This window comes from Roseateles sp., assembly GCF_047654805.1.
GTDB lineage: Bacteria > Pseudomonadota > Gammaproteobacteria > Burkholderiales > Burkholderiaceae_C > Pelomonas.
Map to the genome: position 1 here is coordinate 4,204,444 of NZ_JASGIV010000001.1, position 18,763 is coordinate 4,223,206.

The 18,763-nt window shown below is 67.7% G+C and carries 17 protein-coding genes; 5 read left to right on the top strand and 12 right to left on the bottom strand.

Annotated features, from left to right (window positions below):
* Positions 1-12 precede the first annotated feature (12 nt).
* Both QM732_RS19085 and QM732_RS19090 read left to right on the top strand, forming a co-directional pair.
* Positions 13-510, top strand: coding sequence for a YqaA family protein (locus QM732_RS19085; RefSeq protein WP_415657675.1), 498 nt, complete (start codon positions 13-15; stop codon positions 508-510).
* Positions 507-1,988 (top strand): carboxypeptidase M32, encoded by a 1,482-nt coding sequence (locus QM732_RS19090; protein ID WP_415657676.1) that lies wholly within the window; start codon positions 507-509, stop codon positions 1,986-1,988. Before QM732_RS19085 ends, QM732_RS19090 begins: the two co-directional genes overlap by 4 nt.
* 273 nt (positions 1,989-2,261) lie before the next feature.
* Here the strand turns inward: QM732_RS19090 and QM732_RS19095 are convergent, their stop codons facing one another.
* The 4 genes from QM732_RS19095 to QM732_RS19110 form a co-directional block, all read right to left on the bottom strand.
* Positions 2,262-2,447, bottom strand: coding sequence for a hypothetical protein (locus QM732_RS19095; RefSeq protein WP_415657677.1), 186 nt, complete (start codon positions 2,445-2,447; stop codon positions 2,262-2,264).
* Between the two features lie 85 nt (positions 2,448-2,532).
* Positions 2,533-3,468 (bottom strand): UDP-3-O-acyl-N-acetylglucosamine deacetylase, encoded by a 936-nt coding sequence (gene lpxC, locus QM732_RS19100; protein ID WP_415657678.1) that lies wholly within the window; start codon positions 3,466-3,468, stop codon positions 2,533-2,535.
* 17 nt (positions 3,469-3,485) lie between these two features.
* Positions 3,486-5,450, bottom strand: a complete 1,965-nt coding sequence (locus QM732_RS19105; RefSeq protein WP_415657679.1) for an ATP-binding protein — start codon at positions 5,448-5,450, stop codon at positions 3,486-3,488.
* An 88-nt stretch (positions 5,451-5,538) separates the two neighbouring features.
* Positions 5,539-6,102, bottom strand: coding sequence for a TetR/AcrR family transcriptional regulator (locus tag QM732_RS19110; RefSeq protein ID WP_415657680.1), 564 nt, complete (start codon positions 6,100-6,102; stop codon positions 5,539-5,541).
* Between the two features lie 110 nt (positions 6,103-6,212).
* Between QM732_RS19110 and QM732_RS19115 the strand changes: the two genes are divergently transcribed.
* From QM732_RS19115 to QM732_RS19125, 3 genes are read left to right on the top strand one after another with little or no spacing between them, the layout of a single operon-like run.
* On the top strand, positions 6,213-6,908 hold the full coding sequence (locus QM732_RS19115; protein WP_415657681.1) for an SDR family oxidoreductase: 696 nt from the start codon (positions 6,213-6,215) through the stop codon (positions 6,906-6,908).
* Positions 6,909-6,921: 13 nt separating this feature from the next.
* Positions 6,922-7,743, top strand: coding sequence for an alpha/beta fold hydrolase (locus QM732_RS19120; protein ID WP_415657682.1), 822 nt, complete (start codon positions 6,922-6,924; stop codon positions 7,741-7,743).
* Positions 7,740-8,960 carry a Bcr/CflA family efflux MFS transporter gene (locus QM732_RS19125; protein ID WP_415657683.1) on the top strand — a complete coding sequence of 407 codons (1,221 nt, stop codon included), beginning with the start codon at positions 7,740-7,742 and terminating at the stop codon, positions 8,958-8,960. Before QM732_RS19120 ends, QM732_RS19125 begins: the two co-directional genes overlap by 4 nt.
* A 12-nt stretch (positions 8,961-8,972) precedes the next feature.
* On the opposite strand, the gene ftsZ is transcribed toward QM732_RS19125, so the two are convergent.
* The 8 genes from ftsZ to murD form a co-directional block, all read right to left on the bottom strand.
* Positions 8,973-10,217: a cell division protein FtsZ gene (gene ftsZ, locus QM732_RS19130; protein WP_415657684.1), complete on the bottom strand. Its 1,245-nt coding sequence runs from the start codon at positions 10,215-10,217 to the stop codon at positions 8,973-8,975.
* A gap of 95 nt (positions 10,218-10,312) precedes the next feature.
* On the bottom strand, positions 10,313-11,542 hold the full coding sequence (gene ftsA / locus QM732_RS19135) for a cell division protein FtsA (RefSeq protein WP_415657685.1): 1,230 nt from the start codon (positions 11,540-11,542) through the stop codon (positions 10,313-10,315).
* 8 nt (positions 11,543-11,550) lie between these two features.
* Positions 11,551-12,378 carry a cell division protein FtsQ/DivIB gene (locus tag QM732_RS19140; protein ID WP_415657686.1) on the bottom strand — a complete coding sequence of 276 codons (828 nt, stop codon included), beginning with the start codon at positions 12,376-12,378 and terminating at the stop codon, positions 11,551-11,553.
* Between the two features lie 4 nt (positions 12,379-12,382).
* Positions 12,383-13,354 carry a D-alanine--D-alanine ligase gene (locus QM732_RS19145; RefSeq protein WP_415657687.1) on the bottom strand — a complete coding sequence of 324 codons (972 nt, stop codon included), beginning with the start codon at positions 13,352-13,354 and terminating at the stop codon, positions 12,383-12,385.
* Positions 13,351-14,742 carry a UDP-N-acetylmuramate--L-alanine ligase gene (gene murC, locus QM732_RS19150; RefSeq protein WP_415657688.1) on the bottom strand — a complete coding sequence of 464 codons (1,392 nt, stop codon included), beginning with the start codon at positions 14,740-14,742 and terminating at the stop codon, positions 13,351-13,353. The genes QM732_RS19145 and murC overlap by 4 nt, the downstream gene beginning before the upstream one ends.
* Entirely contained in the window at positions 14,739-15,815 is a 1,077-nt protein-coding gene (murG, locus tag QM732_RS19155; protein ID WP_415657689.1) for an undecaprenyldiphospho-muramoylpentapeptide beta-N-acetylglucosaminyltransferase, read from the bottom strand. Before murG ends, murC begins: the two co-directional genes overlap by 4 nt.
* Complete coding sequence (gene ftsW / locus QM732_RS19160) at positions 15,812-17,053, bottom strand: putative lipid II flippase FtsW (protein WP_415657690.1); 1,242 nt, start codon at positions 17,051-17,053, stop codon at positions 15,812-15,814. The genes murG and ftsW overlap by 4 nt, the downstream gene beginning before the upstream one ends.
* Before the next feature lie 8 nt (positions 17,054-17,061).
* On the bottom strand, positions 17,062-18,762 hold the full coding sequence (gene murD, locus QM732_RS19165) for a UDP-N-acetylmuramoyl-L-alanine--D-glutamate ligase (RefSeq protein WP_415657691.1): 1,701 nt from the start codon (positions 18,760-18,762) through the stop codon (positions 17,062-17,064).
* Position 18,763 lies beyond the last annotated feature (1 nt).

The following is an 18,763-nucleotide window of genomic DNA, read 5'->3' on the forward strand; positions in this document are numbered from 1 at the left end:
CACAATGCCGCCATGGAAGTCTGGCTGGCTCAACTCATCCAAGATCTGCTGGCCGCCCTGGCCCTGCCCCAGGTGGGGCTGGTCGCGGTCTTCATCATCACTTTTGTCTCGGCGACGCTGCTGCCACTAGGCTCGGAGCCGGCAGTCTTTCTTGTCGTCAAGGCCGACCCTGGCATGTTCTGGCCGGTCATCGCCGTCGCGACCGTGGGCAACACCCTGGGCGGCATGACCAGCTGGTGGCTAGGCTATGGCGCGGAGAAAGCGGTAGAGGCCGTCAAGCACCGCGAGCCGCCCAACCCGCGCGCGCTGGCTTGGCTGAAACGCTTCGGCCCCAAGGCCTGCGTGCTGAGCTGGCTGCCCATCGTGGGCGACCCGCTGTGCGCTGTGGCCGGCTGGCTCAAGCTGCCCTTCTGGCCCTGCGTGGGCTGGATGGCCCTGGGCAAGGGGCTGCGCTTCATCTGCTTCACCATCGCCTTGCTGTACTTCATTCCCGAAAGTTGGCTGTCATGACATCCGCCTACCAAGATCTCGCCGCGCGCCAGCGGCGCCTGCACCATCTCGGTCACCTGCAGGCCATCGCGCAATGGGATCAGGCCGCCAACATGCCGGCCAAGGGCAACGAGGCGCGCAGCCTGGCGCTGGCCGAGATGGACGGGCTGCTGCACCAGCTCGCCACCGACTCCGCTTTGCCCGGCCTGCTGGACTCCGCTGCGGCCGAGCCGCTGGACGACACGCAGCACGCCAACCTGCGCGAGATCCGCCGGGTCTGGCGCGCCGCCAACGCCCTCCCGCAGGCGCTGGTGGAAGCCAAGAGCCTGGCCAACAACCGCTGCGAACATGCCTGGCGCACGCAGCGCCCGGCCAACGACTGGGCCGGCTTCGCGCCCAACTTGCGCGAGGTTCTCAGGATCGCCCGCCAGGAGGCCGACTGCCTGTCCCAGAGCGCAGGGCTGTCCAGATACGACGCGCTGCTGGACTTGTACGAGCCGGGCATGCGCAGTTCGGGCGTCGAGCGCGCCTTCGCACCGCTGCGGCAATGGCTGCCGGGCCTGATCCGCGACGTCATCGCCAGGCAGGCCACCGAGAACGTCATCGAACCCGTCGGCCCCTTCCCCACGGCGGCACAGAAGGCACTGGGCCTGGACGCGATGCAGCTGATGGGCTTCGATTTCGCCGCCGGCCGCCTAGATGAGAGCACCCACCCCTTCTGCGGCGGGGTGCCCGAGGACGTTCGTATGACGACCCGCTATCGCGAGGACGACTTCTTGCCGGCCTTGATGGGTGTCATCCACGAGACGGGCCATGGCCGCTACGAGCAGGGCCTGCCGCGCGAGTTGCTGGGCCAGCCCATCGCCCGCGCCCGCTCCATGGGCATCCACGAGAGCCAGAGCCTGTCATTCGAGATGCAGCTGGGTAGCCACCCGGCCTTCGCTGGGCTGCTGGCGCCGCTGCTGGTCAAGCACTTCGGCGCCCAGTCCGCCTTCGAGCCCGGCAACCTGCACCGGCTGCTGACGCGCGTGAAGCCCGGCTTCATCCGCGTGGATGCCGACGAGGTGACCTACCCTGCCCACATCCTGCTGCGCTTCGACATCGAGCGGGCGCTCATCGAGGGCGAGGCCGAGGTGGACGACATCCCGGCACTTTGGGACGGCAAGATGGCCGAGCTGCTGGATCTGGACACGCGCGGCAACTTCAAGGACGGCCCAATGCAGGACGTGCACTGGCCAGCCGGCCTGTTTGGCTACTTCCCCTGCTACACACTGGGCGCGATGTACGCGGCCCAGTGGTTCGCGGCAATGCGCACCCAGCAACCCGACCTGGACGCACGCATCGCCGACGGCGAACTGGGCGGCGTGTTCAGCTGGTTGGCCACCCATGTCTGGCGGGTGGCCAGCCGTTATGAAACACCGGAGCTGGTGCAGCGCGCCAGCGGCGAGCCCCTCAATCCGGCGCACTTCGAAATGCATTTGCGCCAGCGCTACCTCTGACGACAGCTCGCCGACAGCCAGACTGTGGCGCGCGCGCAAAAAAAGAGGGCCGCTCCATCGGGAGCGGCCCAATCTACTTCGAACGATCTCTCTTTCAACCCACCGCGCTTCCCCGGCCCCCCGGCCATCTCCACGCGTGGCACCCAGGACTTGCTGCTTTCCTGGGCTGGGTCGCCGCGACTCGAGCGACGACCGTGTAACCATTCTGGGCAAGACGGGCCGCCCTGCCATCCCCGCAAGCTCAGGGGTAAGGGACGCCGCCCGTGAACGGCGTCACAACAGCAGGGCCAGGCGCTCCAGGATCAGCACGGCGAAGAAGGCCAGGCCGGCGATCAACGTCCATTTCATGATGACGATACCCATCCGCCGCCAGCGCACCTGGCCGGTAGCTATGGACAGGGCGAAGCAGACGATGGCCGAGAACAGCAGCAGGCCGATGACGAGGCGGGCTATCAGCATGTCAGCGCCACCCGGCCGTCCAAAGGTGACGCCGCCCCCCGTCGGGAGGCAGTGAGCGAAGCGCGCGTGGGGACTTCATGTCCGCTCACCATGCAGGTGCAAGCTCGGCGAAGCCCTTGGGCGCTGCTCGGTCGTCGTCGAAGCTGACGACCTCGTACGCGGACTCGTCGGCAAGCAGCGCACGCAGCAACTTGTTGTTCAGCGCATGGCCGCCCTTGAACGATGTGTAGGCCGCCAGCAGAGGCATGCCGGCGACCTGCATGTCGCCGATGGCGTCGAGGATCTTGTGCTTCACGAACTCGTCGTCGTAGCGCAGCCCATCGGCATTCAGCACCTTGTAGTCGTCGACAACGATGGCGTTGTCCATCGATCCGCCCAGTGTCAGGCCCCGCGAGCGCATCAAGTCGATGTCGGCCGTCATGCCGAAAGTGCGGGCCCGGGCGATCTCCTTCTTGTACTTGCCCGAGCCCATGTCGAAGACGAACTGACTGCCCGTGGCGGCCACGGCCGGGTTGTCGAACTCGATCTCGAAGCTCAGCGTGTAGCCATGATGGGGTTCCAGCCTGGCCCACATCAGCTTCTTGCCCTCACCCTGGCGCACCTCGACGGGCTTCATCACTTTCAAGAAGCGCTTGGGCGCGTCCTGCATGACGATGCCGGCAGACTGCAGCAGGAAGACGAAGGCGGCCGCCGAGCCGTCCAACACTGGCACCTCGTCGGCATTGATGTCGATGACAAGGTTGTCCAGACCGAGGCCGGCGCAGGCTGACAGCAGGTGCTCGATGGTCTGTACTTTTGGGGCACCGGGGTCGCCGCCGGGGCTGATGGTGGTGGCCATGCGCGTGTCGCTGACCGACATGACACCGACGGGGATATCCACCGGTGGGCACAGGTCCACACGGCGAAAGACGATACCCGTGTCCGGCGGCGCGGGACGCAGCGTCAGCTCGACCTTCTGGCCACTGTGGATGCCCACGCCTACGGCGCGGGTGATCGACTTCAGGGTGCGTTGCTTGAGCATGCCGCGATTGTCCCGGATCAGGGTTGGGCCCTGCGCTCCACGGGCAATCTCAGCGATAACCGGGTACCGCTGCCGGGAGAGGAGTCGATGCGCAACTTGCCGCCCAGACGCTGCGCACGCTTGATCTGACTCTTCAGGCCGCGGCCGTGCTGGATGGTCTCCAGGTCGAAACCGGCACCGTCGTCCTCTACCCGGATCTCGACATAGCTGCCGTGGTGGCGCGTCACCATGCGCACGCGGCTGGCCTGGGCATGCTTGAGTACGTTGTTCAGCGCCTCCTGCATCAGCCGAAGCACGTGCAGCGCGTCGGGAGGCTCCAGCCACGGCAGGGGCGGCAAGTCCTGCACGTCCCACTCGAGCTTGAGTCCGCCGGTTTGTAGGCGCTTGCCCAGGCGGTAGCGCATCGTCGCCAGCAGCGAGACGAGGTCGTGTCCGACGGGCTCCAGCGAGTCGATGACCAGACGCAAGTCATCCACGCATTCGCGCAGCACCTCCACACACTGCTCGTGCGACATGCTGCCCTGCTCCATCGCCACCAGCGCCGACAGCAGCGAGGACCCCAGGCCGTCGTGCATGTCAGCCATGATGCGCTGGCGCTCCAGCAGCAATGCCTGCTGGCGCTCGGCTTCGCGCAACTGGGCGTTCTGCATCTGCAGCACCGACACCTGCTCTTCCAGGTCCTCCTGCAACTGGCTGTTTTCGGCCTTGACCTGCTCGACGGCACCCACGTAGCGGCGCTGCACCGCGTGCAGGAAGCTGATCATGACGATCAACGTCGCGAACGGCATCAGGAAGACATGCTCGGGCCATGCCCAGCCGGCCAGCACGGCAAGGTCGTGCCCGCCGATGAGCACGCCAGCGAGCAGCGCGGCCGCCATGATGCGTAGCTCGGTGCGGCGCTCGCGCCAGGCGAGGAAGGCGAGCCAGCCTGTACCAACTGCGGCAACGGCTGCCGTCACCACGTACTGCAAGACGACCATGTCGAGCCGACGCAGCCACAGCGGCATGCTGAGCAGGCTGACGACCAGCACAGACGCCGTCAGCGCCCATTCCAGCCGCTTCAGGCGCCAATCCGCGAAACGCAGTGCGAACAGCAGCGCCGACAGCATCACCCAACCCATGGACGCGTGCGTCGCCCACCAGAACCAGTCCAGCGCCACGGGCGAGGCTGGCAGGCCAACGTAGTAGTGGAGGTTGCGCACCACCCAGGCTGCGGCACCGAGGGCAAACAGACCGTAGATGGCCTCGCCGGGCCGGCGCAGCCACAGCGTCAGCGCGAACAGCCCCAGCACAGCCAGCGTCAGGCTGACGGCTTGGGGCAGGCCGGTCTGGGCGCGCACCCGCCACAGCCAGCGCTTCTCCAGCGTATCTCGGGGTCCGATCCAGATGCGTGACACCGAGTGGTAGCTGCCCGCCGGCACCGGCAGCGCCACGACCAGGTCCAGCCCCTGCGCGCCAGCGCCGGGAAGCGGCAGCCAGATCGGTTGCACCCACTGCTCCCGCTCGGCATGCTGGTTGTCGAGCAACAGTTGCCAGCCGCGCTCGGTGCGCGCAAGCACGGCAGCCGACAGCGTGACCAAGCGCGGCAGGTACAGCGCCATGGACTCGTCATGCCCGCCCGGCACATGCAGCCGGTACCAGCGCATCTGGTAGCCGCGCGCATCGGTAACCATGGCAGCACCGGGGCGGCTGCGTACGTCAGGCATGGCCACGGGCTGCCAAGCCGTGGACGCCGCGGGCGGCAACAGCTCAGAGGGCAGGCTCAGGCGGTCGGCCCCGGTCACCGTGTGATGGCGAAGCGCAGCCCACCAGGCATCGAGCTGGGCGCGCGTCCAGGTGCTGGTCGCGAGTTCGGCCGGGACGGCATCGTCGCCGGTGACATGGGCACTCGGCTGGGGCAGGCGCTGTGCCTGCACGGGCAGTCCGGCCAGCAGGGCAAGCCCCAGCAGCCAGCGGCGCAGCAGCAGGCCCAGCTCAGGCATCGCCGAGACTTCTTCTAGTCATTGACATGGGCGCCAGCATGCCACACAGGGTGCTGCCGCGCCGGCGCCACGCGCAGGGCGCTTGCCTTCAGCGGACGGCCACTGGCAGGTGCCTGCGAGCCGCCTCGCGCAGTTCTCGCGACAGGCCGGCGTCACCCACGGCCCGCGACAGCAGCAGCGCGCCGACCAGCGTGGACAGCATGGCCAGCGCCTGCTCGCGGCGCGTGTCGGCATCGGCCGCCGGCATCTGCGCCTGCAGCGTTGCGACCAGGCTTTCGACACCTTCGCCGAAGACCTCGCGCACCGCCGCGCCGCCGCGCGCCGCATCGCCCGCCAGCGCCACCAGCCCACAACCTGCGCCGATGTGGTCGCGATGGGTGTCGGACAGATAGGCCTTGATCCAGGCCGACAGGCTGCGGTCGGTCTGCTTTTTCCACTGCTCCCGGTTTGCCGCCAGCGCGCGCCGGGTGGCTTGGGCGGCTAAGTCGTCCTTGGAGTCGAAATGGCCATAGAAGCCGCCGCGCGTCAGGCCGGCGGCCTGCATTAGGTCGTTCAGGCCGATGCCGTCGAAGCCCCGCTCGCGAAACAGTTGGGCGGCGTTGTCGAGGATGCGTTCCCGGTTTTCTTCGGCCTGGGCGCGGCTGACCTTCATGGTGGCCTCCTGAGGTTCTTGCAGATATCGCTTGACGGATTTTATATGTTGAACGACATTTAATTCAATCATGTCAATCGACATGAATAGACGCCAGAGAAGGAACTGCCATGAAGCTCAAGAACGCCGTCGTGTTCATCACCGGTGCCAACCGCGGCCTGGGCCGGGCCTTCGCCCAGGCCGCGCTCGCTGCCGGCGCCGCAAAGGTCTACGCCGCCGCGCGTGATCCAGCCGCCATCGACCTGGCCGGCGTGGTGCCTGTCGCGCTGGACGTGACTGACCCCACCCAGGTTGCCGCCGCCGCGGCTCGCTGCGCCGATGTAACGCTGCTCGTCAACAACGCCGGCATCTCGCGCCATGGCAGCCTGCTGGGTGACGACGGCATGGCCGCCGCCCGAGCCGAGCTGGAGACCAACTTCTTCGGGCCCTGGGCGCTCACCCGCGCCTTCGCGCCGGCGCTGCGGGTCAACGGCGGCGGCGCGGTGCTGAACGTGCTGTCCGTACTGAGCTGGGTGACGGTACCCGGCGTGGCCACCTACAGCGCCTCCAAGGCCGCGGCCTGGTCGCTGAGCAACGGCCTGCGCAATGAGCTCAGGGCCCAGGGCACGCAGGTGACCAGCCTGCATGTCGGCTACATGGATACCGACATGACGCGCGGCCTTGATGCCGCCAAGGCCGCGCCGGCCGATGTGGCCCGCCTTGCATTCGAGGGCATCGAGGCCGGCGCCTTCGAGGTACTGGCCGACGACCTCAGCCGCCAGGTCAAGCACAGCCTGTCCAGCCCCACACCGGCCTATGCCGGCTGAAGAGGAGGCCGCCATGGTCGCGCCCCCCGCCCTGGCCGCACCGCTGGCGGCCCACGCCGGCGGCCATCTGGCCGCTGCCCGCCACGCGTTCTCGGCACCCGAACGCGTGCCGCTGAGCACCGACGAACGCGCCGCGCTGGCTGGCGCCGCCGAGCCGCCGCTACGCCACGAGGGGCTGAAGCTGGCACGCTGGACACTGGGCACGGGTCCACGCGTGGTCCTCGTGCATGGCTGGAACAGTCGCGGCGCCCATCTGCTGGCCTTGGCACAGGCGCTGGTCCGGGCAGGCCTCTCGGTCACGCTGTTCGACCTGCCCGGCCACGGCGACTCCGGCGGCCACGCGGCCAGCGTCGTCCATGCCGGCCGCGCGCTGCGCGCGGTAATGACCGCCATCGGCAACGTGCATGCCGTCATCGGTCATTCCATGGGCTCTGCAGCCGCGCTGCTGGCCTTTGCGCATGGGCTGCAGGTCAAGCGCAGCGTGCACCTGGCCGGCCCCTCATCGCTGACGCCCATGGTCAAGGGCCTGGCCCAGGCGCATGGCCTCGGTCCGGCCGACGCGGCGGCCCTGGCCGGCTGGGTGGAGGCCTTCATCGGCACGCGCATGGCTTATGTCGATCTGGAGCGGCTACAGCACGGGTTGCGCCACCCCGGCCTCATCGTGCACGACCCCGAAGACCGGACCGTACCCTTCGTCGCCTCCGAGGCCTTGCACCAGGCCTGGGCCGGCTCAAGGCTGGAGCGCGCCACTGGCCTGGGTCACCGCAGGCTGCTAGCGGACGCCGGCGTCATTGCCCGCAGCGTCGCCTTCGTGGCTGAGGGACGGGCGCCATGACGGCCGTGCCCCGCCCGTGGCTGCTCACGCTGGCGGCGCTGGCGGCGCTCGCGACACTGTCCACCAACATCCTGATGCCCTCTCTGCCGCTGATGGCACAGACCCTTGGGTCCGGCGAGGCAGAGATGGCGGCAGTGCTGAGTCTCTTCCTCGCCGTGTTCGCTGCCGCGCAACTGGTCGTTGGCCCCTGGTCAGACCGCATTGGCCGCAAGCCCGTGGTCCTCGGCGGCCTGGCCGTCTTCATCGTCGGCAGCGCGCTGGGTGCGCTCGCCGTCGACCTCCCCTTGCTGCTGACCGGCCGCGCGCTGCAGGCCATGGGCGCCGCTGCGGCGTCTGTGCTGGCACGCGCGGCCGCGCGCGACCGCTTCGACGGCCCGCAGTTGGCCGCGCTGCTCGGCCGCATCATGGTCGTCATGGCCGCTGCGCCGGGCTTCTCGCCGCTGCTGGGCGGCCTGCTGCAGGCCGCCTGGGGCTGGCGGGCGCCGTTCGTGCTGCTGGTGCTCGCCGGGCTGGCGTTGGCGGCAGCCTACGCGCGCATCGTCGGCGAAACCCTGCCCGCGGAGCTGCGTCGCCAACAGCCGGCCGTTGCCCTGGCGCGTGGCTACGCCGTGCTGCTGGGAGACTCACGCTTCATGCGCCCGGCACTCGCAACGGCTGCCATCCTCGGGGCACTCTTCGCCTTCTTCGGCACTGCTCCGCTGGTTCTGGTACGCCAGTACGGCTTCTCCGCGCTGCAGGTGGGTCTCTTCTTTGCGACCTCGGTCTTCGTCGTCTTCGCCGCGGGACGGGCTGCGCCGCGCTGGTCGGCGCGCCGTGGCGGGCCGATGGTGCTGCGTCTAGGCGCCGGGCTGGCAGCCTGCGGCGGGTTGGCGATGCTGGCAGCGGGCACGCTCGACCTGGCAGGCTTCGCGGCCGCCTCCTGCGTCTTCCTGTTCGGCATGGGTCTGGTGTCGCCCACCGGCACGGCGCTGGCGCTGACACCGTTTGCAACCCAGGCCGGGCAAGCCTCGGCGCTGCTGGGCTTCCTGCAAATGGCTGTCGCGGCAGCACTGACAACGACGGCCGCAACGCTGCCGGCCGCGCGCATGGACGCACTGGCCCTCGTGCTCGCCGGTGGCGGGCTGCTGGCCTGGCTCGCCAGCCCGTCAGGTCGGTCGCCGTCGGCGCGTCCTGAAAAGGAAAAGGGCGCGCCGCAAGGCCCGCCCTTTCGTGATTGAGATGCGCGCCGCTCAGTCAGCCTGCTTGCGCAGGAAGGCCGGGATCTCGATCTCGTCCATGCCGTTGGACGACAGCGCCTCAACCTTGGCGGCCGCGCTGCCAGAACGGCCATGGCGCCAGACGCTGGGCACGTTGGCGTTTGCGAAGTCGCCCAGACCGAGGCCCACGTTGGCCTGCTGCGGCTGACCGGCAGCCGGCGCAGCCATCGCCACCGCCTGCGTCAACACAGGCATGCCGTCGGTGCCGTTGCGCACAACGGGCTGGCTCTGCACCACCTGCAGCGGCGCCTGCTGACGGGCGCGACCGGCCGTCAGACCAGTCGCGATGACGGTCACGCGCAGCGCATCGCCCAGGCTCTCGTCATAGGCCGTGCCGTAGATGATGTGGGCTTCTTCCGAGGCGTAGCGCTTGATCGCGTTCATCGCGTTGCGCGACTCGCTGAGCTTGAAGTTGCTGCGGCTTGCGGCGATCAGCACCAGCACGCCGCGCGCACCGGAGAGGTCGATGCCTTCCAGCAGCGGGCAGGCCACGGCGGCCTCGGCAGCCTTGGTAGCCCGATCCGGGCCGGTGGCCTGGGCCGTACCCATCATGGCCTTGCCGGGCTCACTCATCACCGTCTTGACGTCCTCGAAGTCGACGTTGACCAGGCCGGGGATGTGAATGATGTCGGAAATGCCGCCAACGGCGTTCTTCAGCACGTCATTGGCGTGCGCGAAGGCCTGATCTTGCGTGACATCGTCGCCCAGTACATCGAGCAACTTGTCGTTCAGCACGACGATCAGCGAGTCGACATTAGCCTCCAGTTCGGCCAGGCCGTTGTCGGCCGCCTTGGCGCGACGGCCGCCTTCGAATTCGAAGGGTTTGGTGACCACGCCCACCGTCAGGATGCCCATTTCCTTGGCGACGCGCGCAATCACCGGCGCTGCGCCGGTGCCCGTGCCGCCACCCATGCCAGCGGTGATGAACAGCATATTGGCGCCGGCAATGGATTCGCGGATGCGGTTTTCCGCCTCCTCGGCGGCCGCCTTGCCCATCTCGGGTTTGGCGCCAGCACCCAGGCCGGTCGACCCGAGTTGCAGCAATTGGTCGGCCTTGGAACGGTTGAGCGCCTGCGCGTCGGTATTCGCGCAGATGAATTCAACTCCTTGAACGCCCTGGGCGATCATGTGGTCCACGGCATTGCCACCACCACCACCGACCCCGATCACCTTGATTTGGGTGCCTTGGTCAAATTCTTCGATCATCTCGATGGGCATATCAACCTCCTAACTGCTGCAATTGTGCCTTGGCACTCAATGAATGACTAGTTGCTGAAACAAATTTTTCGTAGCACACCGTGGTTTTTAGGGGGTCAAAAATTCCCCATGAACCAATCCTTGACGCGACCGAGCAGGGTTTGCACCGAGCCAGCCTGCTGTGCTGCCTTGAAACCCCGACTGCGCGACAGTCGCGCCTCTTCCAGCAGACCCATGACGGTGGCGGAACGCGGGTTGGCAACCATGTCGAAAAGGGCCCCCGAATAGGTGGGAAGGCCACGCCTGACAGGTTTCAGAAAAATATCCTCTGCGAGTTCCACCATGCCGGGCATGACAGCCGAACCGCCGGTCAGCACGATGCCGGAGGAGAGCAATTCCTCATACCCGCTCTCGCGAATGACCTGATGGACCAACGAAAAGATTTCCTCAACGCGCGGCTCGATGACACCGGCCAGTGCCTGCTTGGACAGCATCCTGGGGCTGCGGTCGCCCAGTCCGGGCACTTCCACCTGGTCGGAAGGGTCCGCCAGCAACTGCTTGGCGACGCCATACTCAACCTTGATTTCCTCGGCGTCCTTGGTCGGCGTGCGCAGCGCCATCGCGATATCGCTGGTGATCAGGTCGCCCGCGATCGGGATGACGGCGGTATGGCGGATGGAGCCGCCTGTGAATATCGCCACATCCGTCGTGCCAGCGCCGATATCCACCAGGGCTACACCCAGGTCGCGTTCGTCGGCGGTCAAGGCGGCATGACTGGAAGCGCTGGGATTCAAAACCAGTTGATCGACCTCCAGGCCGCAGCGGCGCACGCATTTGACGATGTTTTCAGCCGCACTCTGCGCTCCCGTCACGATATGGACCTTGACCTCCAGCCGGCCGCCGCTCATGCCGATGGGTTCTTTGACCTCATGGCCGTCGATGACGAATTCCTGGGGTTCGACCAGCAGCAGGCGCTGATCGTTGGGAATATTGATGGCCTTTGCCGTTTCGACCACCCGGGTCACGTCCACCGGTGTGACCTCCTTGTCACGCACGATGACCATGCCGGTGGAGTTCTGGCCGCGGATATGGCTGCCAGTGATCCCCGTGTAAACCCGGGAGATTTTGCAGTCGGCCATCATTTCGGCCTCTTTCAAGGCCTGCTGGATGGACTGGACGGTGGCATCGATATTGACGACGACACCACGCTTGAGGCCGTGCGACGGAGCCACGCCGAGGCCGGCAATGCGCAATTCACCACCCGGCAATACCTCGGCCACGACGGCCATGATCTTGGCAGTTCCAATATCCAGCCCGACGACCAAATCCTTGTATTCCTTGGCCATGTCCGTCCTCAGCGTTTTCTATTTACGGGTTTACCCGGAGTTTGTATCGTCACGCCGCGTAGCTTGACTGCGTAGCCGTCGGCGTGACGCAGGTCTGCGGACAGCAGCGGGCTGTTGTAGGTCGCGGTGACCTGCGAAATGGAGCGGGCAAAGCGACCGAAGCGCTCGGCGACCTCGGACTCCCCGCCACGGCCGAGTTCCACGACGGCGCCGCTGCCGAAGGTGGCACGCCAGGAGCCACGGCCAGAAAGGTCCAGGCGCTCGATGCTCTCGCCCAGCTTCTCGGCGGCCGGCTCCAGTGCCCGCCACATCTGCAGCATCGCGCCGGCGGTATGGGCTGGCCCGGCCAGCATGGGCAGGTCCTCATCCTCGACGTCGCCCAGGTTGGCCTGGAAGACCTCGCCGAAGCTGTTGACCAGGGCCCGCTCCGCAGCGGCCTCGGTGGCGGCATCGGCGCCGTCGGCGCGGGCCTCCCAGTAGGCCGCGGCGCGGTGCTCCTCCAGGTTGACCTTGAGCCGCATCGGCCAGATGCGCTGCAGCTGCGCGTGCCGCACCCAGGGCACGGCTTCGAACGCAGCACGGCCATCCTTGAGGTTCATACTTAGAAAGGACCCCTGCAGACGCGGCAGCGCGTTGGCGCGCAGCGACGCAACGCTGTTGCGGCTGACGTCGCCCACCACTTGGATGGCGCGCAGGTTGAACACCGGCAGCCGCACCGCCCAGCGCATCAGCCCCCAGGCCACCGTCGCCAGCAAGGCGGCGACGAGCAGCGCCGACACCGCATTCATCAAGCGGATGTCGGGTGGCAGCACGGCGGTGGCAGCAGCTGAGTTCATGCAGTCAAGCGCGGTCCAGGCGGGCCTGCGCCAGCAGCCACAAGCACAGTTGCGGGTAAGCGATGCCCACGGCATTGGCCGCCTTGGGCACCAGTGAATGCGAGGTCATGCCAGGACTCGTGTTCATCTCCAGCAGGAACGGCTTCATGTCCGACTTGCGCAGCATCAGGTCGGCACGGCCCCAGCCGCGGCAGCCCAGCAGGCGGTATGCGCGCAGTACCAGCTGCTGGATCTCCGCCTCAAGTGCGGCGGGCAACGAGCCGAACAGGTACTGCGTCGTATCGGTCTCGTACTTGTTCGCGAAGTCGTAGTTGCCAGCCTCGGCACGGATCTCGATAACGGGCAGTGCGACAGCGCCCAAGCCTTCACCCAGCACCGCGCAGGTCAGCTCAGGCCCTTCGATGCACTGCTCGAACAGCAGCTCGTCGTCGAAGCTCAGCGCAAGCTCGACGGCACCCTGCATCTCGGAGTAGCCAGCAGCCTTGGTGATGCCAATGCTGCTGCCCTCGTGCGGAGGCTTGACGACGACGGGCAGCCCGAGCACGTCCGGGATGCCACGCACGCGCTCGCGCGTCAGCTCGGCGCGAGTCAGGGCCAGGTACTGCGGCGTCGACAGCGCCTCGCTAGCCCACACACGCTTGGTCAGGGTCTTGTCCATCGCAACGCCTGACGCCGTGACGCCGGAGCCGGTGTAGGGCACACCCAACCATTCCAGGGCGCCCTGCAGCGTGCCGTCCTCCCCACCGCGACCATGCAGCGCAATGAAGGCGCGCTTGAACCCCTGGTCCTTGAGCGCCTGCAACGGCTGTTCGGCGGGGTCGAAGCCATGGGCGTCCGCGCCCAGCGAGCGCAGCGCGGCCAGCACGCCCTCGCCGCTCATCAGCGACACCGGCCGCTCGGCGCTGTTGCCGCCAAACAGCACGGCCACCTTGCCGAAGGAAGCGGCGTCGATGTTCAGATCGATTGGCGCCTTCACTGGGACGCTCCTTGAGGGAAATGTTGGGCCACGAGGCGCGGCAGAGCGCTCATGGAGCCGGCGCCCATGCCAATGACGACGTCGCCGTCGCGGGTCAGCACGGACAGCGCGGCCGGCATGTCAGCCACGCTGGCGACGAAGTGGGACGTGCCGACGGCCTGCGCCAGCACCGCGCCCGTCGCGCCGGCGATGGGCGCTTCGCCAGCCGAGTACACCTCTGTCAGCAGCACGACATCAGCGCCTTGCATCACCCGCACGAAGTCGACGAAGCAGTCGCGGGTGCGGGTGTAGCGGTGCGGTTGGAAGGCCAGCACGAGGCGGCGGCCCGGATAAGCCCCACGCGCGGCGGCCAGCACGGCGGCCATCTCCACCGGGTGGTGACCGTAGTCGTCGATCAGCGTGAAGCGGCCACCGTCGGCGGCGGGCCATTCGCCATGCTTCTCGAAGCGACGCCCCACGCCGGCGAACTTCGCCAGCGCCTTCAGGATGGCCTCGTCCGGGCAGTCCAGCTCCATCGCAATGGCGATGGCCGCAAGAGCGTTGCGCACGTTGTGCTCGCCGGCCAGATTCAACAGCACGTCGAGATCGGCCGCTCCTTCGCGCACGCAGGTAAAGCGCATCTGCGCATCGGCGAGCGCCTGCACGTCGACGCCGCGCACACAGGCGCCTTCGAGCAAGCCGTAGCTGACCACCGGCCTCTCGATGCGGCCGAGGATGGCGCGTACACCGGGGTCGTCCGCGCAGACCACCGCGGCGCCATAGAAGGGCATACGGTGCAGGAACTCGATGAAGGCCTCGTGCAGGCGTTCGACCGAATGCCCGTACGTGTCCATGTGGTCCTCGTCGATATTGGTGACGACGGCAAGCACGGGGCTAAGCTTCAGGAAGGAGGCATCACTCTCGTCGGCCTCGACGACGATGAATTCACCGCTGCCCAGGCGCGAGTTCGCACCCGCCGCGTTTAGCTTGCCGCCGATAACGAAGGTCGGGTCCAGGCCCGCTTCGACGAGGATGGCGGTGACCAGCGATGTCGTTGTCGTCTTGCCATGCGTGCCGGCGATGGCGATGCCGCGGCGCAGCCGCATCAGCTCCGCCAGCATGACGGCGCGGGGCACGATCGGGATCTGGCGCGCCCGCGCAGCAATGACCTCGGGGTTGTCCGCCGCAACTGCTGTGCTGGTGACCAGCGCCTGGGCGTCGCCGATGTGGGGCGCGGAATGGCCGATTTCCACGCGCAAGCCCAGCGAACGCAGCCGCTCGGTCGCCACGCTTTCGGCCGCATCCGACCCGCTGACCTTGAAGCCAAGGTTGTGCAGGATTTCGGCGATGCCGCTCATGCCGGCCCCGCCGATGCCAACGAAATGCAGCCGTTGCACCGCGTGCTTCACTTGAGCATCCCTTCGATCTCATCGGCCACGCGCGCGGCCGCACGCGGCCGGGCCAACGCACGCGCCCTCTCGCCCATGGCCAGCAGCGCTGGACGGTCGAGGTCACTCAACAGCTCGTAGAGCTTCGCGGGCGTCAGCTCCGCCTGCGGCAGGTGGATGGCTGCGCCATGCTGGGCCATGAAGATGGCGTTGTCGCGCTGGTGCGAGGTGGTACTGACAACCAGCGGCACCAGCACTGCCGCGCAGCCGGCAGCACACAGTTCGCTGACGGTGATGGCGCCGGCGCGGCAGACCACCACGTCGGCCCAGGCCAGCGCTGCAGCCATGTCATCGATGAAAGGTCTCACCTCAGCTGCGAGGCCTGCATCGCTGTAGGCCTGCCAGACGGCACCCAGGTGGTCCTGACCTGACTGGTGCAGCACTTGCGGGCGCTGCTCGGCCGGCCAAAGGGCCAGCGCCTGCGGCAGCGCCTGGTTCAGCGCGCGCGCGCCCAGCGAGCCGCCCAGCACCAACACATGCAGCGCCCCCCCGCGGCCGGCCATGCGCTCTGCCGGCGCTGGTAGCGCCTCGATCTCGGCGCGCACCGGGTTGCCGCTGACGACGGCCCCCGACGTGGAGGCCGCGGCCGCGCCATCAAAGCCAAAGGCGATGCGGCGCGCGAAGGGCTTCAGTGCGAGATTGCTCTTCAGCATCGCCGCGTCGGCGTTCACCAGCATCAGGGGCCGGCCACTGAAGGCAGCCGCAAGGCCGGCGGGCACGCAGACATAGCCGCCCATGCCTAGCACGGCCGTCGCGCGGCGCTGCTCGTAGACCCGGCGCGCCTGGCCCAGCGATTGGAAGAAGCCGACGAGGCCGCGCAGCATGTGCTTGAGCCCCTTGCCGCGCAGGCCCGCGAAGGGCAGCGCGTCGATCGCTATGCCGCGCGCCGGCACCAGGCGGTTTTCCATGCCGGCCGGCGTGCCTATCCACGACACGGTCCAGCCACGACGCTGCATCTCCTCCGCGACGGCAAGGCCCGGGATGATGTGGCCACCCGTCCCCGCGGCCATCACGACGAGGTGCCTCTCACTCATGAGCGACCTCCTCTCATCATCTGGCGGTTCTCAAGATCGATGCGCAGCACGACAGCCAGCGCCACGCAGTTCATCAGGATGGCCGAGCCACCAAAGCTCATCAGAGGCAACGTCAGCCCCTTGGTGGGCAGTGCGCCCAGGTTCACGCCCATGTTGATGAAGGCCTGGCCGCCCATCCAGATGCCTATGCCCTGCGCATACAGGCCCGCGAACACGCGGTCCAGCGCGATGGCCTGGCGACCGATCAGGAAGCAGCGGCGCGTGAGCCAGAAGAAGGCCACGATGACGACAGCCACGCCGGCAAAGCCGAGTTCCTCGCCGATGACGGCCAGCAGGAAGTCGGTGTGGGCCTCAGGCAGGTAGTGCAGCTTCTCGACGCTGCCGCCCAGCCCCTGGCCGAACCACTCGCCGCGACCGAAGGCGATCAAGCTGTGCGTCAGCTGGTAGGCCTTGCCCTGGGCGTACTTCTCATCCCAGGGGTTGAGGTAGGCGAAGATGCGCTCGCGACGGAATTCGCTGAAGGTGATCATCAGGGTGAACGCCCCAACCAGCACCAGCGTGATCAGCAGGAACATGCGGCCGTTGACACCGCCCAGGAACAGAATGCCCATCGCGATGGCCGCGATGACCAGGAAGGCGCCCATGTCCGGCTCGGCCAGCAGCAGCAAGCCCACGAAGGCCAGCGAGATCGCCACGGGCGTGACAGCCTGGAAGAAGTTCTCCCGCGCGTCCATCTTGCGCATCATGTAATTCGCCGCGTACAGCGCGATGCCGAACTTGGCCAGCTCCGAGGGCTGGAAGTTCATGACGCCAAGAGGAATCCAGCGCCGCGCACCGTAGACCACCTTGCCGATGCCCGGTATGAGCACGGCAACCAGCAGCACCAACGCCACGACGAAGACCCATGGCGCATAGCGCTCCCACAGCGCCACCGGGATCTGCACCGTGATGAGACCCGCGGTCAGCGCGAAGCCTATGGCGACCAGGTGGCGCGTCAGAAAGTGGGTGGGCAGGTACTTGGCAAAGCGCGGGTTGTCCGGCATGGCGATGGAAGCGGAATACACCATCAGCAGGCCAAAGGCCATCAGCGCGACGACCACCCACACCAGCGTGATGTCGAAGCCCTGCAACTGCGTGGGTCGCCCGGCCGACGTGGACACCCAGTCGCGCACAGGCACACTGGCGTCCTCGCCGTCGCGCTTCCACAGGCGCTGCAGCCTCGCGGCGAATCCAGTCAACACCGCGTTCACAATGCCACCCCGCGTTCGTCGGCCAGACGCTGCACCGTCGCGACGAACACCTCGGCGCGATGGGCGTAGTTGCGGAACATGTCCAGGCTGGCGCAGGCGGGGGACAGCAGCACGCTGTCGCCCGCCTGCGCTTGCCCCATGCACCACACGGTGGCGGCCTCCAATGTGTCGTGGCGCTGCATGGGTACACCGGCGCCTGCGAGCACGGCCTCGATCTGGGGCGCGTCGCGGCCGATCAGTGCGACTGCGCGGGCATGACGGGCAACGCCGTCGGCCAGCGGAGAGAAGTCCTGGCCCTTGCCGTCGCCGCCGAGGATGAGCACCAGCTTGGCGGGCGCGCGATCGGCACCCAGGCCAGAGATCGCTGCCACCGTCGCGCCGACGTTGGTGCCCTTGCTGTCGTCATAGAACTCGACACCGTCAATGCTTCCGACGGGCTCGACACGGTGCGGTTCGCCGCGGTACTCGCGCAGACCGTGCAACATGGGCGCCAGCTCGCAGCCGGCGGCGCAAGCCAGCGCCAGTGCGGCCAGCGCATTTGCAGCGTTGTGGCGGCCGCGCACGCGCAGCGCATCGGCGGGCATCAGGCGCTGGATGACAAGCGGCTCGTCGTCGTCGCCCTTGCGCTTCTTGATCGTTGGATCCAGTTCGCGAGCGCGTACCAGCCAGGCCAGCCCGCCCTCTTCCACCAGCCCGAAGTCGCCCGGCGCCATCGGTGCGTTCAAGCCGAAGCGCACGACGCGGCGCGACACCGTGCGCCCCGGCTTGCCGCGCGAGCCCTTGACGAACACCGGCGCGGGCACAAGCCCCTCCACCTCAGCGTCATCGCGATTGACGACGAGGAGGGATTCACGGCCAAAGATTCGCGCCTTGGCTCGGCCGTAGGCGGCCATGTCGCCATGCCAGTCGAGATGGTCCTGCGTCAGGTTCAGCACGGCGCCGGCGGTGGGTTCGAAGCTCTGCACACCGTCGAGCTGGAAGCTGGACAGCTCCAGCACCCAAACCTCGGGCAGCGCCTCGAACACCGGGCCGCGCGGCGGAGGCGGGTCTATGGGCAGCGGAACGTCTTCGTCGGGTGGCACGGTCGCCTCCTCGGCGACGGTCTCATCCTCGACGGGCACGTCCTCGAAGTCGGCGACCAGCTCGGCCTGTCTCTCGGCCGATGCCTCAGCGGGCGCCGGGTCAGGCTCCTTGTCCAGCACCTCGGTCAGCGTGCCCAGCAATGTTGGGCCGATGTTGCCGGCGACTGCGACGCGCTTGCCGGCGCGCTCGACAAACAAGCCGGTCATGCTCGTCGTCGTCGTCTTGCCGTTCGTGCCGGTAATGGCCAACACGGCCGGGGCATAACCCTGCTGGGCCTTCAGCGCTGCGAGCGCGTCGGCAAACAGATCTAGCTCGCTGCGCACGGCAGGGCCGTGCTCGTACACGGCCGCCAGACGGGCATCCAGCGGTGACAGGCCAGGGCTCTTCAGCGCCGCGTTGAAGCCCGCCGCAGTCTCGGCCGTCAGCTCGCCGGTGATGAAAGCGACATCGTCCAGCACGCCCAGAGCCTCGCGCTGCGGCGGCCGCTCGCGCGAATCCCACACTGTGACCTGCGCGCCGAAGCGCGCGCACCAGCGGGCCATCGCGAGACCGGAGTCCCCGAGGCCCAGCACCAGCACGCGCTGTCCGGCGAGTTGCGGCAGGTCAAGCTTCATG

Coding starts and splice junctions, on each gene's coding strand:
- QM732_RS19140 (WP_415657686.1), bottom strand. CDS start 12,378: ATGAACTCAGCTGCTGCCACCGCCGTGCTGCCACCCGACATCCGCTTG.
- QM732_RS19120 (WP_415657682.1), top strand. CDS start 6,922: ATGGTCGCGCCCCCCGCCCTGGCCGCACCGCTGGCGGCCCACGCCGGC.
- QM732_RS19125 (WP_415657683.1), top strand. CDS start 7,740: ATGACGGCCGTGCCCCGCCCGTGGCTGCTCACGCTGGCGGCGCTGGCG.
- lpxC (WP_415657678.1), bottom strand. CDS start 3,468: ATGCTCAAGCAACGCACCCTGAAGTCGATCACCCGCGCCGTAGGCGTG.
- ftsA (WP_415657685.1), bottom strand. CDS start 11,542: ATGGCCAAGGAATACAAGGATTTGGTCGTCGGGCTGGATATTGGAACT.
- murD (WP_415657691.1), bottom strand. CDS start 18,762: ATGAAGCTTGACCTGCCGCAACTCGCCGGACAGCGCGTGCTGGTGCTG.
- QM732_RS19095 (WP_415657677.1), bottom strand. CDS start 2,447: ATGCTGATAGCCCGCCTCGTCATCGGCCTGCTGCTGTTCTCGGCCATC.
- QM732_RS19085 (WP_415657675.1), top strand. CDS start 13: ATGGAAGTCTGGCTGGCTCAACTCATCCAAGATCTGCTGGCCGCCCTG.
- QM732_RS19110 (WP_415657680.1), bottom strand. CDS start 6,102: ATGAAGGTCAGCCGCGCCCAGGCCGAAGAAAACCGGGAACGCATCCTC.
- QM732_RS19115 (WP_415657681.1), top strand. CDS start 6,213: ATGAAGCTCAAGAACGCCGTCGTGTTCATCACCGGTGCCAACCGCGGC.
- QM732_RS19090 (WP_415657676.1), top strand. CDS start 507: ATGACATCCGCCTACCAAGATCTCGCCGCGCGCCAGCGGCGCCTGCAC.
- murG (WP_415657689.1), bottom strand. CDS start 15,815: ATGAGTGAGAGGCACCTCGTCGTGATGGCCGCGGGGACGGGTGGCCAC.
- QM732_RS19105 (WP_415657679.1), bottom strand. CDS start 5,450: ATGCCTGAGCTGGGCCTGCTGCTGCGCCGCTGGCTGCTGGGGCTTGCC.
- ftsZ (WP_415657684.1), bottom strand. CDS start 10,217: ATGCCCATCGAGATGATCGAAGAATTTGACCAAGGCACCCAAATCAAG.